Raw genomic sequence first — 12550 nt, forward strand, 5'->3', positions numbered from 1 at the left:
AATGCGAAAAATGGGTCAGTATTGTTTACTATCCTGCCTGCAAAGCCAGCAGAACCACGGCCCCGACCACGATTCGCCACCAGGCGAAGAAGCCGTAGCCATAGGTCGAGACATAGTTCAGCAACCCCCGCACCACGACCACGGCGGCCAGGAAGGCGCAGACGAAGCCCAGCACGATGTTCCCGGTCGCCGCTGCGTCCAGGATGTCGCGGTTCTTGTAGAGGTCATAGACGAAAGCGCCCAGCATCGTCGGCATGGACAGGAAAAAGCTGAATTCCGCGGCAGAACGCTTGTCCGCGCCCAGAAGCAGGGCACCGACGATGGTCGCCCCCGAACGCGAGACGCCGGGAATCATCGCCAGGCACTGGATGAAGCCGATCTTCAGCGCCATGGGCAGCGGGAAATCCTCGGCCGAGAAATGGCGCGGCCGGGTCGCCATCCGGTCCACGAACAGCAGCACCACCCCGCCGACGATCAGCATGATGGCGATCAGGGCCGGGGTTTCGAACAGCACTTCCTTGATGATGCGATGCGCCAGCACGCCGATCACCACCGCGGGCAGGAAGGCCAGCAGCACCGCCAGGATGAAGCGCCGCGCGCGCGGGTCATGCGGCGCGCTGGTGAAGATCCGCCACAGCCGCCCGGAATAGACGCCCAGGATGGCCATGATGGCGCCCAGCTGGATCAGCACCTCGAAGGCGCGGCCAGGCGAATCGAAGCCCAGGAAATGCCCGGCCAGCAGCACGTGGCCGGTCGAGGATACGGGAATGAACTCGGTCAGCCCCTCCAGCAGACCAAGGGCGGCGGCAACGAGGGTGTTGTGGTCCATCAGCCGTTGCGCAGGTTCTTCGCCGAGGCGGTGATCGCCTCATATTGCCCCGAGGACCGGAAGCGCCACAGGTATTGCGCGATGATCGCGGGGGCGGCGGTCGGCTCGATCCCCAGGTCGGCAAAGGTCTTTACCTGTTCCGAGACCCGGTTGGGCCGGCGCAGCAGCCGGGCCTGGTCGCGGGTCATGATGCGGTTGGTCAGAAGCCCGCCGCTGACGGTCTGCACCGTGTCCAGCACCGATCCCATCACCCCGCCCAGCCAATGCGGCAGGCCGACGATGGCGCGGCGGCGGCCGGTCGCGACCAGCACCTGCTGCGCCACCTCGCGCATGGTCAGTACATCGGGGCCGCCCAGCTCATAGATGCCGGGCCGGGCCTGTCCCGCGGCCGCCATGGCGGCGGCCTGGGCCACGTCCTCGACATAGACCGGCTGCATCGGCGTCCTGGCGCCCGGCACCAGCAGGATCGGTCCCAGCCGGGTCATCGAGGCGATGCGGTTGTAGAAATGATCGTCCGGCCCGAACATGACCGAGGGGCGCAGGATCACCGCATCGGGGCGATGCGCCAGCACCGCGGCCTCGCCCCGGCCCTTGGAGGCGGCATAGCGGCTGTCCGAATCCGGGTCCGCGCCGATGGCCGAGACATGCACGAAATGCCGGACGCCGGTTTCGGCGGCGATGCGGGCGATGCGGCCCGCGGCTTCTTCGTGGATGGCGTCGAAGGTGTTCCTGCCTTCGCGCACCATGATGCCGACGCAGTTGATCACCGCATCCGCATCGGCCATGCAGGCGGTCACGGACAGGTCGTCGCGGACGTTGCAGGGCACCGGCTCGACCTGGCCGGGCGCGCCATAGGTGCGCACCACGCCGGCTTCGTTCGGGCGGCGGACGGCGACGCGGATGCGCCAGCCCTGGGCGGCCATGATCCGTGCGATCTGCCGGCCCAGGAATCCAGACCCGCCATAAATGGTGACAAGCTTGGCTGCGGACATGCGGCGCTCCCTTCGTGCGTGCTTGATCGTTCAATACCCAAGCCTTCCGCCAGCGGCAAGCCGTGGCCGCCGGCCTGCGACGATCGGGTCCGCCTTGCCGGCCTGTCCCGGCGTGCGCCGCGCCCTTTCTACGGCCGGGCGAGGGCGGCAAACGGGCCCGGCATGAAAGGCCTGTCAGGTCGCGCCATGGAGGAGGTGCGGCCTCGCTGCCGCGGCCGCTCGCGCAAGGTAGTCGCCATGGGGTCATGGCGACCGACATGGGCGGCCTGCTCTCGGTCGCCCGGGCGGGGCTGTGTGGATGACTTCGACCGCGGGAGGATCGAGCGGGTCTGTATAAGGCGAAGGGGGTGGTTCATGCCGGGCCATCCGGCTGAAGGGGGCCGGGGCCGCCTGGCCAGGGCGCGGCTTTCCGGTGCCGCCAGCCCATGGATTGCGGCCCAGAACAAGGCCAGGGCGAGGGCCTGGGCGAGGGCGTGAAACGGGGGCGTGAAAAAGATTTGCGGCCGGGCGCAGATTTTTGTCGATCCCCCGTTGACACCCCCTGCGGCTGGGCTTAATCACCCGGCTCACGCGACCTGCCCAGGTGGCGGAATTGGTAGACGCGCACGGTTCAGGTCCGTGTGCCGCAAGGCGTGGAGGTTCGAGTCCTCTCCTGGGCACCATGAACAAAAGCCGCGCAAGCCCTTGGGTTTGCGCGGCTTTTGCTTTGCGCGGCAGGGGCCCTTTCGGGCGGGCCTTGCCGCCGGTGGCGCGGTTGCATGAGTATTTGGGGAACGAAGAAGCCATGCGGAGCCGCGAAGGGCGTCGCCATGGCCTTCCCGGCCAGGAAGGGTGCCGGCAAGGCGCCGTGGGGAAAGGAAAGCAAGCCGCATGATACCGCGTTTCGGATCGCCGCCGGGGCGTCGCGCCTATCGCCTGCGTCCGGGGGCCTATGGCCTGCTGATCCGCGACGGTGCGGCGCTGCTGACCTTCCAGCAGGCGCCGCAGCCGGAGTTCCAGCTGCCCGGCGGCGGCATCGACCCCGGCGAATCGCCGCTGGCCGCGCTGCATCGCGAGGTGCGCGAGGAGACCGGCTGGAGCATCGGCAATCCGCGCCGCTTCGGCGCCTACCGGCGCTTTTGCCATATGCCGGATTACGGGTTCTGGGCGGAAAAGCTCTGCACCCTCTGGCTGGCGCGTCCGGTGGCGCGGCTGGGCGCCCCCGCCGAACCGGGGCATGAGGCGCATTGGGTGCCCCTGCGGCAGGTCGTGGAACTGTTGCCCGATCCGGGCTCGCGCGCCCTGGTGCGGGCGGCGTTGCGGCGGATCTGAGCCGCGCCTGCTCAGCCCCATGGGTGGTCGCCGTTCCTCTGCCGCTCGACCAGCACGGCCGAGATGTCGTCGCTGCGCCGGCCGCCGGCGTAATGCGCCGCCGACCAGCAGATCGATTCCAGCAGCGCATCGCCGCGCAGCGTCGCATTGGTGCGCAGGATGGCGTTCAGTCCCTCCTCGCCCAGGGGTTCGCCGCGCGCGTTCTCGCTTTCGGTCAGCCCGTCCGAGCTGATGAACAGCCTGTCGCCGGGGCCGAGCGCCAGTTGCACCTCGTCATATGCGGCATCGGGAAAGACCCCCACGGGCAGGCCGCCGCCGCCGATCCGCTCGATGCGGCCGTCGGCGTGTTGCAGCACCGGATGGGGGTGGCCCGCCTGCACCAGCCGCAGCTGGCCGGTCAGGAAATCCAGGTCGGCATAGACCATGGTGAAATAGGATTCGATGCGCAATTCCTCGATCATAAGCGTGTTCAGGTGGCGCAGGACTTCGGCCGGGGGGCGGGCGTCGTAAAGGCCCAGATCGGTGATGCGCAGCGCGATGTTCTGGTCCGTTCCGCCCGACAGTAGCGCCGCCAGCCGGGCGCAAAGCAGCGCCGAGGCGACGCCATGGCCCGCCACGTCCAGCGCGAACAGCCCGATGCGGCGGGCGTTGATCGGGAAGAAGCCGACCAGGTCGCCGCCGATATGGCCGGCCGGGCGCATCAGCAGCGACAGGTCGAAATCGCCGTAGCGGCCATGGCGTTCCCGCACCAGCCCCTGCTGAAGGCGCTGCGCCTCGCGCAGGTCGCGGTCGATCGCGGCCTGGGTTTCGCGCAGCTGGGCCAGGGTCGCGCTGAGCTGGGCATTGGCGCTGCGCAGGCTTTCCTCCATGCGCAGGATGCGTTCGCTGGCGGAAAGCCGCGCCAGCAGTTCGGCGCCCGAGACCGGCTTGGTCAGGAATTCGTCGGCGCCGGCGCGCAGCCCCTGGGCGATGTCCTTCTTGTCGTTGCGCGAGGTCAGCAGGATGAAATAGCCATAGCGGTCCGACTGCATCTCGCGGAAGCGGCGGCAGAATTCCAGCCCGCTTTGCCCCGGCATCATCCAGTCCGAGATCACGATGTCCGGCCGCCGTTCCAGGCAGATGCGCATCGCCTCGTCGCCGCTGGCCGCCTCGACCACCTGGTAGCCGGCGCGGATGAGCTGCACCGCCAGGGTCCGCCTTTGCGCCCGGCTGTCGTCGACAAGCAGCACCAGCCGCATGCTGTGCGGTATCGTCGTCGCGGCCTGGGGATCGAGGATCATCATGCGCCACGGTCTAGACCACCGGGTCTGAATGTTCCGTTAATCCAGACAATTTTCGCGATTAACACGTCATAGATGAAATTGCTGTTATGAAGGCCGGGTGATTCTTCCGAGGGTTGTCCATGCTGGATTGGAACCGTATCAACGAACTGCGCGGGGAGGTCGGCGATGACGAATTCCAGCTGATCCTGGAGCTGTTTCTGGACGAGGTGGAAGGCGTCATCATGCGCCTGTCGCGCCGGGACGTGCTGCAGCTGGAAACCGACCTGCATTTCCTGAAGGGATGTGCCTGGAATCTGGGCTTTACCGATTTCGGCAATCTTTGCGACGCGGGCGAACGCAAGGCCGCCGGCGGCCGGGCGGCCGAGGTCGATGTCGAATCGCTTCTGGCCAGCTATTCCGCGTCGAAACAGGCGCTGATGCGGCAACTGGACGCGGCGCTGCGCCCCGACAGGCGGGCGCGCCTTGCCTGAGCGTCGGTCAGATCAGGAATTCCGCCAGCACCGGGTCGCGGGTGATGTCGCGATAGCCGATCCCCGCCGCCTCCAGCCTTTCGCACAGCCGGGCGAGGTTTTCCGGCGCGGTGGTCTCGATGCCGATCAGGACCGAGCCGAAGTTGCGCGCCGATTTCTTCAGGTATTCGAAGCGGGCGATATCGTCCTCGGGGCCAAGCAGCTGCAGGAAGTCGCGCAGCGCGCCGGGCCGCTGCGGCATGCGCAGGATGAAATAGCGCTTGAGCCCCGAGAAACGCTGGGCGCGTTCCTTGACCTCGGGCAGGCGTTCGAAGTCGAAATTCCCGCCCGAGCAGATGCAGACCACCCGCTTGCCGGCGAGATCCGGGATGTCGCGCAGCACGTCCACCGCCAGCGCCCCGGCCGGTTCCAGCACGATGCCCTCGATGTTCAGCATCTCGAGCATGGTAGCGCAGATGCGATCCTCGGGCGCGGTATGGACGCGCTCGGCGTCGAAACCGGCAAGCGCGGCAAAGGGCAGGTCGCCGATCCGCGCCACGGCGGCGCCATCGACGAAATTGTCCACGGCGGGCAGGGTCACGGGGGCGCCGGCCAGCAGCGCCTCGCGCAGGCTGGCGCCGCCCTCTGGCTCGGCGAATTCGGCGCGGGTGCCGGGGCCCAGTTCGGCCAGCAGCCGGGTGACGCCGGCGGCCAGCCCGCCGCCGCCGACCGGCAGGACGACGACATCCGGCGCCCCGCCCAGTTGCTCGAGCAGTTCCAGCCCGACCGTGGCCTGCCCCTCGATGATGTCCGGGTCGTCGAAGGGCGACAGGAAGGTGGCGTCCTGCGCGCGGGCGAAATCCTGCGCCGCGGCCAGCGTCTGGTCGAAATAATCCCCGGTCAGCACGATCTCGATGGCGCCATTGCCGAAGATGCGGGTCTTGTCGATCTTTTGCCGGGGCGTGGTGACGGGCATGAAGATCGTGCCGCGGGTGCCGAAATGGCGGCAGGCATAGGCCATGCCCTGCGCGTGATTGCCGGCGCTGGCGCAGACGAAATGCCCCTGCGGCCCGGCGCCGATCTTGCGCATGGCGTTGAAGGCGCCGCGCAGCTTGTAGCTGCGCACCGGCGTCAGGTCTTCGCGTTTCAGCCAGATCTCGGCGCCGTATTTGGCCGAGAGGTGGTCGTTCTTCTGCAAGGGTGTCGGCTCGAAAAGGTCGCGCAGCGCGATCCCGGCCTGGCGGACAGAGGCGGCAAAGTTTTCCATGACCGGCGAATGGCGCGAAAAGCGGCGGTTGGCAAGTGGGGATGGCTTGCCGCCCTGGGCGATGCCCGCCCGCCCTGGCTAGCGGGCGGCGTCCATCTCGCAGGGCAGGACGACGGGCTGCGCGGTATCGGGCATCCAGGCAAGCACCTGCGTATCGGAAAGGAAGGTGACGGCAAGGGGCCGGGACGGCATGGAAGGGAACGCGCATCGGTAGCTTTCCTGCCCATCCAGCGCGCGGACGGTGCCGGGCAGGTCGGGCATGATCGCCAGCGATGATGCCAGCGGCATCGCGATCATCGCGCTGAGCGGCAGGACAAAGGCCATCGACCGCAGGGCTGCGCCGCCGCCCCCCGTCAGCATTTGCAAGGTAAACAGCCCGAACAGCAGCAGCATGAGCAGCGCCCCGACCCCGGCGAAGGTCAGCCAAAGGCTCATGACCGCGGTCAGCATGTCCAGGCTCATCGGAAAGGCGTCGGGCGAAACCCCGAAACTGTCCGCCAGGATGTCGCGCGCGCTCAGCCGGGCAAGCATGGCCATGCCAAGCGGAATGGCGATGGTCAGCCCCAGCCTGAAACCGGGCCAGCGCTGCAGGCTACCCATGATCGCGATGGCCCAGCCCAGCACCGCGATGCCGAAGGCCAGCGTCAGCACGGCAAGGGCGACGGGATCATGCCAGGCGGGCAGCGGCTTGACCAGCAGCGGCGGCAGGAAAAGGACCGCGGCGATGATCGCGCTGAGCCACCAGCAGTCGCGAAAGACGCGCCGCAACAGCGCGCCCGCCTGGTCCATGAAGGCATCGCGCGCCCGCCGCAGCCTGCGCCGGCACAGGATGACCCTGCTCCGGGCCCCGTGCCGAAATCCCCCCGGTTTGCCGGAAAAGCCCTGCCTGCGGTTGGGCCGCGCCCCGCTCTTGTCGGTCATCGGAAAACATCCTATTGCAACATCAACTCAAAAAACGGGGGCCATATCGCATGTCCGACGCGCCGAAGAAAGTCGTCCTTGCCTATTCGGGCGGGCTCGACACCTCGATCATCCTGAAATGGCTGCAGACCGAATATGGCTGCGAGGTCATCACCTTCACCGCCGACCTGGGCCAGGGCGAGGAGCTGGAGCCGGCGCGCCAGAAGGCTGAACTGCTGGGCATCAAGCCGGAAAACATCCATATCGTCGACGTGCGCGAGGAATTCGTGCGCGATTTCGTCTTCCCGATGTTCCGCGCCAATGCGGTCTACGAGGGGCTTTACCTGCTGGGCACCTCGATCGCCCGCCCGCTGATCTCCAAGCACCTGGTGGAAATCGCGCATCGCCACGGTGCCGATGCCGTGGCCCATGGCGCCACCGGCAAGGGCAACGACCAGGTCCGGTTCGAACTGTCGGCCTATGCGCTCGACCCCTCGATCAAGGTGATCGCGCCCTGGCGGGAATGGGATCTGACCTCGCGCACCCGGCTGATCGAATTCGCCGAAGAACACCAGATCCCGATCGCCAGGGACAAGCGCGGCGAGGCGCCCTTCTCGGTCGATGCCAACCTGCTGCACACCAGCAGCGAGGGCAAGGCGCTGGAAAACCCCGCCGAGGAAGCGCCCGACTACGTCTACCAGCGCACCGTCAGCCCCGAGGACGCGCCCAACCAGCCCGAATACATCGAGATCGGCTTCGAGCGGGGCGACGCGGTCTCGATCAACGGCGAGGCGCTGTCGCCCGCCACCATCCTGACCGCGCTGAACGAATACGGCCGCAGGCACGGCATCGGCCGGCTCGACTTCGTGGAAAACCGCTTCGTCGGCATGAAGTCGCGCGGCATCTACGAGACCCCCGGCGGCACCATCCTGCTCGAGGCGCATCGCGGCATCGAACAGATCACGCTGGACAGCGGCGCCGGCCATCTTAAGGATTCGATCATGCCGCGCTATGCCGAGCTGATCTACAACGGCTTCTGGTTCAGCCCCGAGCGCGAGATGCTGCAGGCGCTGATCGACAAGAGCCAGGAACATGTGACCGGCACCGTGCGGCTGAAGCTCTACAAGGGCAGCGTCCACACGGTCGGCCGCTGGTCGGACCATTCGCTCTACAGCGAAAAGCACGTCACCTTCGAGGACGACGCCGGCGCCTATGACCAGAAGGACGCGGCGGGCTTCATCCGGCTCAATGCGCTGCGGCTGAAGCTGGTGGCGAACCGCAACGCCAAGTTCAAGTAAGACCCACCGGCCGCGGGCAGCCCCCCGCGGCCTTTTTCATGAGGCCCGCCATGTCCCGTCCCGCCCATATCGCCATCGTCACCGTCTCGGACCGCGCCGCCAGCGGCGAATACGAGGACAAGGGCGGTCCGGGGGCCGAGGACTGGCTGCGCGCCACCATCACCTCGCCCATGGACATCACGCGCCGCATCATCCCCGACGGGCGCAAGATCGTCGCCGAATGCCTGCGCGACCTGGCCGACGACCAGGGCGCCGACCTGATCCTGATCACCGGCGGCACTGGCCCGGCGCCGCGCGACCAGACGCCCGAGGCCATGGCCGACGTGATCGAAAAGGAACTGCCCGGCTTTGGCGAGGAAATGCGCCGCGCCAGCCTGCGCGAGGTGCCGACCGCCATCCTGTCGCGCCAGACCGCGGGCATCCGCGGCGCCTCGCTCATGATCACCCTGCCGGGCAAGCCCTCGGCCATCGCCACCTGCCTCGACGCGGTTTTCGCGGCGGTGCCCTATTGTCTCGACCTGATCGGCGCGGCCTGGATCGAAACCGACCCCGGCCGCATCAAGGCGTTCCGGCCTAAGAAATAGGCGCGGGCCGGACCCGCAGATCGGCGGGCAGCGATTCGCGCAGCACCAGTTCGGCATTGCCGAGGTCGTTCTCCAGATGCGCCATCACCTCGGCCGGCGAACGCCCCAGCCCCTGCCAGCGCGCGGTCAGGCGCCGGCGCAGCTCCTCCATCGGCACGTCCAGCATGACCGACAGATCCCAAAGCCCGGCCAGTTCGCGCCAGGGCGCGCGGTCCAGCAGCAGGTAGTTGCCCTCGACCACCACCAGCCGGTGCCCCGTCTCGACGCGGCCGGCGCCGGCGATGGCCAGGTCCAGGCCGCGGTCGAAGACCGGATGGACCACCTCGCCCCCCGCCTTCAGTCGCCGCACCAGCGCGACGAAACCCGCGGCGTCAAAGGTCTCGGGCGCGCCCTTGCAGCCGCGCAGCCCGTCCGCCTCCAGCAGCCGGTTGTCCAGGTGGAACCCGTCCATCGGCACCAGAACCGCATCCTCCAGCCCGGCCACCAGCTGCGCGGCCAGGGTCGATTTTCCCGATCCGGGCGCACCCAGGATGGCCACGATCCGCCGGCCAGGGCCCAGCCTTGCCACAAGGTCCAGTATTTCTTCCATGCAAAAATATCCTGGGGGGGAGTCCGAAGGACGGGGGGCAAAGCCCCCCGCAGCCGCGCCGTTCAGGCCGCCGTTGCCACCTCGTCCGGCACCTTTGCCCCGGTCATGAAGGCCACCGCGTCCGACATGGAATAGTCGTCCGGCCGGATCACGCAAAGCCGCCGGCCCAGCCGGTGGATATGGATGCGGTCCGCCACCTCGAAGACATGCGGCATGTTGTGCGAGATCAGGATGATCGGGATCCCGCGCGAGCGCACGTCGCGGATCAGCTCCAGCACGCGCCGGCTTTCCTTGACGCCAAGCGCCGCCGTCGGCTCGTCCAGGATCACCACCTTCGAGCCGAAGGCGGCGGCGCGGGCCACCGCCACGCCCTGGCGCTGGCCGCCCGACAGCGTTTCGACCGCCTGGTTGATGTTCTGGATCGTCATCAGCCCCAGCTCGGTCAGCTTCTCGCGGGCGAATTTCTCCATCGCCGGCCGGTCCAGCTTGCGCAGCCACTTGCCCATGATGCCGGGCTTGCGCAGCTCGCGCCCCATGAACATGTTGTCGGCGATGGACAGGGCCGGCGACATGGCCAGCGTCTGGTAGACGCATTCGATGCCATAGCCGCGCGCATCCAGCGGGCTGGCAAAGCGCACCGGCTTGCCCTCCAGCGTGATCTCGCCCTCGTCGGGCTGGACCGCGCCCGACAGCGCCTTGATCAGCGAGGACTTGCCCGCGCCGTTGTCGCCGATGACCGCCAGGATCTCGCCCGGCATCAGGTCGAAGTCGCAATGGTCCAGCGCGGTGACCTTGCCATAGCGTTTCACCAGCCCGCGGGCTTTCAGAAGCGGTTCCCCGGAAATGTTCGCGTTCATGCCGATGCCTTTCTGATCCATTGATCCACCGCCACGGCGAGGATGATGAGCAGGCCGATGAGGAAGAAGGTCCATTGCGGATCGGTGCCGACCATCTTCAGCCCCATCTCGAACACGCCGACGATCAGCGCGCCGAAGAACATGCCGACGATGGATCCGCGGCCGCCGAAGAGGCTGATCCCCCCGATCACCACCGCGGTGATGGACTGGATATTGCCCAGCTGCCCGGTCGAGGCCGAGGGCGAGACCGAACCGAAGCGGCCGATCATCACCCAGCCCGCGATGGCGCAGAAGAACCCGGCCAGCGCATAGACCTGGATCAGCACCCGCCGGGTGCGCACGCCGGCCAGTTCCGCCGCATCCGGGTCGTCGCCCACCGCATAGACATGCCGGCCCCAGGCGGTATGGCGCAGGACGTAGGCCAGGATGGCGACCAGCGCGACCATCAGGAACACCGCGTAAAGGATCTTCACCCCGCCCGGCTGGATGGAATAGCCCCAGAATTGCAGCGCCGGCGCCTCGGCGGCGATGGCCGACGAGCGGATCGTCTCGTTCGCGGAATAGATGTAGTTCGCGGCCAGGATGATCTGCCAGGTGCCCAGCGTCACGATGAAGGGCGGCAGCTTGATGCGGGCGACCAGCCAGCCGTTGGCAAAGCCCATGGCGGTGCCCGCCGCCAGCCCCAGCGCGATCGAGACCGGCGCCGGGATGCCGTAGCGGAATGTGAACTGCCCCATCAGCACCGAGGAAAACACCGCGATGGCGCCGACCGACAGGTCGATCCCGGCGGTCAGCACCACCAGCGACTGCGCGCAGCCCAGGATGCCGACGATGGCGATCTGCTGCAGGATGGTGGACAGCGTCACCGCCTTGAAGAAGTTCGGCGACAGCAGGCCAAAGACGATGATCGCCGCGACCAGCACGATCATCGGCACGGCCGAGGGCGTCATGTGCAGCCAGTGCTGCAGGCGCTTCAGGGCGGTTTTCTGTTCGTGGAACTCGGCAACCTTGTCCGAGGCGCCTTGCAGGCCCTCCTCGTAGCCGGCGGCCGTCTTGGTGTCGGATGACATGGACGGTCTCCCCCCTTGCAAGACGCCGTGCAGGGCGCCGCTGCCTGTGGTCAGGGCGAGGTTTCCCCCGCCCTGCGGTTCAGTCGAGGCTCAGCCCCAGCAAAGCTCGGCGCCGCGGGCCGAGTCGATGGATTCGATGCCCTCGGCCGGCTTGTCGGTCACCAGCTGCACGCCGGTATCGGTGAAATCCTTGCCCTCGGTCGGCACGGGCTTGGTGCCGTCCTTGGCGAAGGCGGCGATGGCCTCGATGCCCTGCGACGCCATGTCCAGCGGATATTGCTGCGAGGTGGCGCCGATCACGCCGTCCTTGACGTTCTGCACGCCGGGACAGCCGCCATCGACCGAGACGATCAGCACGTCGCCTTCGCGCCCGACGGCCTTCAGCGCCTCATAGGCGCCGGCGGCGGCCGGTTCGTTGATGGTATAGACCAGGTTGATGTCGGGATCCTTGGCCAGCAGCGTCTCCATCGCCTTCAGCCCGCCTTCCTCGTTGCCCGAGGTGACTTCGTGGCCGACGATGCGCGGGTCAGTCTCGTCGCCCCATTTCTCGGGGTCGCCCAGCTCGATGCCGAAGCCCTGCAGGAAGCCCTGGTCGCGCAGCACGTCGACCGAGGGCTGCGAGATCGCCAGGTCCAGAAGCGCGATCTTGGCCTCGGCCGCCGCATCGCCCATGGTGGCCTTGGCCCATTGGCCGATCAGCTCGCCGGCCTTGAAATTGTCGGTGGCGAAGGTCGCGTCCGCCGCATCGACCGGGTCCAGCGGCGTGTCCAGCGCGATGACCAGCAGCCCGGCATCGCGCGCCGCCTGGAGGGAATCGACGATGGCCTTGGTGTCCGAGGCGGTGATCAGGATGCCCTTGGCGCCGTCCGCGATGCAGGCCTCGACCGCCGAGACCTGGCTTTCGTGGTCGCCGTCGATGCGGCCGGCATAGGATTTCAGCTCAAGCCCCAGCTCGGCGGCCTTGGCCTGCGCGCCTTCCTTCATCTTCACGAAGAAGGGGTTGGTGTCGGTCTTGGTGATCAGGCAGGCGCTGTCGGCCTGCGCCATGCCGGCGATCAGGGTCAGGGCCGTGCCCGCCAGCGCCGCGCGCAGCAGTTTGGTCTTGGTCATGATGTCCTTCC

At 67.7% G+C, this 12550-nt stretch carries 13 protein-coding genes and 1 tRNA gene; 5 read left to right on the top strand and 9 right to left on the bottom strand.

What is annotated here, in order from left to right; genetic code table 11:
* Positions 1-28 precede the first annotated feature (28 nt).
* A complete protein-coding gene (locus FE811_RS09540) occupies positions 29-832 on the bottom strand; it encodes an undecaprenyl-diphosphate phosphatase (protein WP_181180843.1) in 804 nt (267 codons plus the stop codon).
* Positions 829-1821 carry a complex I NDUFA9 subunit family protein gene (locus tag FE811_RS09545; protein WP_114535040.1) on the bottom strand — a complete coding sequence of 331 codons (993 nt, stop codon included), beginning with the start codon at positions 1819-1821 and terminating at the stop codon, positions 829-831. The genes FE811_RS09540 and FE811_RS09545 overlap by 4 nt, the downstream gene beginning before the upstream one ends.
* A gap of 577 nt (positions 1822-2398) precedes the next feature.
* Here FE811_RS09545 and FE811_RS09550 point away from each other — a divergent pair.
* Together FE811_RS09550 and FE811_RS09555 are read left to right on the top strand one after the other, a co-directional pair.
* Positions 2399-2483 (top strand) — tRNA-Leu (locus FE811_RS09550).
* Between the two features lie 208 nt (positions 2484-2691).
* Positions 2692-3132 carry an NUDIX domain-containing protein gene (locus FE811_RS09555; RefSeq protein WP_116223062.1) on the top strand — a complete coding sequence of 147 codons (441 nt, stop codon included), beginning with the start codon at positions 2692-2694 and terminating at the stop codon, positions 3130-3132.
* Between the two features lie 11 nt (positions 3133-3143).
* On the opposite strand, the gene FE811_RS09560 is transcribed toward FE811_RS09555, so the two are convergent.
* Positions 3144-4415, bottom strand: a complete 1272-nt coding sequence (locus FE811_RS09560; protein ID WP_036751898.1) for a PP2C family protein-serine/threonine phosphatase — start codon at positions 4413-4415, stop codon at positions 3144-3146.
* Positions 4416-4534: 119 nt separating this feature from the next.
* Between FE811_RS09560 and FE811_RS09565 the strand changes: the two genes are divergently transcribed.
* A complete protein-coding gene (locus tag FE811_RS09565) occupies positions 4535-4885 on the top strand; it encodes an Hpt domain-containing protein (protein ID WP_036751896.1) in 351 nt (116 codons plus the stop codon).
* 7 nt (positions 4886-4892) lie between these two features.
* On the opposite strand, the gene ilvA is transcribed toward FE811_RS09565, so the two are convergent.
* On the bottom strand, positions 4893-6131 hold the full coding sequence (gene ilvA, locus FE811_RS09570; protein WP_116223061.1) for a threonine ammonia-lyase IlvA: 1239 nt from the start codon (positions 6129-6131) through the stop codon (positions 4893-4895).
* Positions 6132-6209: 78 nt separating this feature from the next.
* Positions 6210-7052 (bottom strand): hypothetical protein, encoded by an 843-nt coding sequence (locus tag FE811_RS09575; protein WP_116223060.1) that lies wholly within the window; start codon positions 7050-7052, stop codon positions 6210-6212.
* 50 nt (positions 7053-7102) lie between these two features.
* Between FE811_RS09575 and FE811_RS09580 the strand changes: the two genes are divergently transcribed.
* Together FE811_RS09580 and mog are read left to right on the top strand one after the other, a co-directional pair.
* Entirely contained in the window at positions 7103-8329 is a 1227-nt protein-coding gene (locus FE811_RS09580; RefSeq protein ID WP_116223059.1) for an argininosuccinate synthase, read from the top strand.
* A gap of 50 nt (positions 8330-8379) precedes the next feature.
* The gene (gene mog, locus FE811_RS09585) at positions 8380-8913 is read left to right on the top strand and encodes a molybdopterin adenylyltransferase (protein ID WP_116223058.1); all 534 of its coding nucleotides are present in this window, start codon (positions 8380-8382) and stop codon (positions 8911-8913) included.
* On the opposite strand, the gene FE811_RS09590 is transcribed toward mog, so the two are convergent.
* The 4 genes from FE811_RS09590 to FE811_RS09605 form a co-directional block, all read right to left on the bottom strand.
* On the bottom strand, positions 8903-9502 hold the full coding sequence (locus FE811_RS09590; protein ID WP_116223057.1) for a nucleoside/nucleotide kinase family protein: 600 nt from the start codon (positions 9500-9502) through the stop codon (positions 8903-8905). The two genes, mog and FE811_RS09590, sit on opposite strands and share 11 nt — an antisense overlap.
* Before the next feature lie 62 nt (positions 9503-9564).
* On the bottom strand, positions 9565-10359 hold the full coding sequence (locus FE811_RS09595; RefSeq protein WP_208021261.1) for an ATP-binding cassette domain-containing protein: 795 nt from the start codon (positions 10357-10359) through the stop codon (positions 9565-9567).
* The gene (locus FE811_RS09600) at positions 10356-11429 is read right to left on the bottom strand and encodes an ABC transporter permease (RefSeq protein WP_072461070.1); all 1074 of its coding nucleotides are present in this window, start codon (positions 11427-11429) and stop codon (positions 10356-10358) included. Before FE811_RS09600 ends, FE811_RS09595 begins: the two co-directional genes overlap by 4 nt.
* Positions 11430-11519: 90 nt before the next feature.
* Entirely contained in the window at positions 11520-12539 is a 1020-nt protein-coding gene (locus FE811_RS09605; RefSeq protein WP_036751878.1) for a sugar ABC transporter substrate-binding protein, read from the bottom strand.
* Positions 12540-12550: the final 11 nt, after the last annotated feature.

This window comes from Paracoccus sp. FO-3 (assembly GCF_006386455.1).
Lineage (GTDB): Bacteria > Pseudomonadota > Alphaproteobacteria > Rhodobacterales > Rhodobacteraceae > Paracoccus > Paracoccus versutus.

Coding starts and splice junctions, on each gene's coding strand:
- FE811_RS09575 (WP_116223060.1), bottom strand. CDS start 7,052: ATGACCGACAAGAGCGGGGCGCGGCCCAACCGCAGGCAGGGCTTTTCC.
- FE811_RS09605 (WP_036751878.1), bottom strand. CDS start 12,539: ATGACCAAGACCAAACTGCTGCGCGCGGCGCTGGCGGGCACGGCCCTG.
- ilvA (WP_116223061.1), bottom strand. CDS start 6,131: ATGGAAAACTTTGCCGCCTCTGTCCGCCAGGCCGGGATCGCGCTGCGC.
- FE811_RS09560 (WP_036751898.1), bottom strand. CDS start 4,415: ATGATGATCCTCGATCCCCAGGCCGCGACGACGATACCGCACAGCATG.
- FE811_RS09600 (WP_072461070.1), bottom strand. CDS start 11,429: ATGTCATCCGACACCAAGACGGCCGCCGGCTACGAGGAGGGCCTGCAA.
- FE811_RS09565 (WP_036751896.1), top strand. CDS start 4,535: ATGCTGGATTGGAACCGTATCAACGAACTGCGCGGGGAGGTCGGCGAT.
- FE811_RS09555 (WP_116223062.1), top strand. CDS start 2,692: ATGATACCGCGTTTCGGATCGCCGCCGGGGCGTCGCGCCTATCGCCTG.
- FE811_RS09595 (WP_208021261.1), bottom strand. CDS start 10,359: ATGAACGCGAACATTTCCGGGGAACCGCTTCTGAAAGCCCGCGGGCTG.
- FE811_RS09590 (WP_116223057.1), bottom strand. CDS start 9,502: ATGGAAGAAATACTGGACCTTGTGGCAAGGCTGGGCCCTGGCCGGCGG.
- mog (WP_116223058.1), top strand. CDS start 8,380: ATGTCCCGTCCCGCCCATATCGCCATCGTCACCGTCTCGGACCGCGCC.
- FE811_RS09580 (WP_116223059.1), top strand. CDS start 7,103: ATGTCCGACGCGCCGAAGAAAGTCGTCCTTGCCTATTCGGGCGGGCTC.
- FE811_RS09545 (WP_114535040.1), bottom strand. CDS start 1,821: ATGTCCGCAGCCAAGCTTGTCACCATTTATGGCGGGTCTGGATTCCTG.